The organism is Streptomyces gottesmaniae (assembly GCF_031845845.1).
Lineage (GTDB): Bacteria > Actinomycetota > Actinomycetes > Streptomycetales > Streptomycetaceae > Streptomyces > Streptomyces akebiae.
On sequence record NZ_JAVRFJ010000181.1, the window covers coordinates 1 to 384 of the forward strand.

A 384-nucleotide genomic window follows, 5' to 3' on the forward strand; every position below is an offset into this window, starting at 1 on the left:
TTTGGAGACAAAGGGGACGGTACGGCTGGCGCGCGGGTTCACTTCCAACACGAACACCACGCCGTCCTGCACGGCAAACTGCACGTTCATCAGTCCGACCACGCCCAGCGCGTACGCCATCGCTTTGGTTTGGCGGCGGATTTCGTCTTGGATTTCTTCGCTTAAGGAGTAGGGCGGCAGCGAGCAGCCGGAGTCGCCGGAGTGGATGCCCGCCTGTTCGACGTGCTGCATGATGCCGCCGATAACCACATCTTTGCCGTCTGAAACGCAGTCCACATCGACTTCAATCGCGTTGTTGAGGAAGAAATCGAGCAGCACGGGGCTGTCTTCGGAAACCTGCACGGCTTCGCGCATGTATTTTTGCAAGGCTTCGGCGGAGTGGAC

At 59.1% G+C, this 384-nt stretch carries 1 protein-coding gene; it reads right to left on the bottom strand.

The window, feature by feature from the left end; all coding sequences use genetic code 11:
• The coding region (locus RM704_RS45890; protein WP_498076475.1) for an ATP-binding protein at window positions 1–384 on the bottom strand (384 nt) is incomplete at both ends.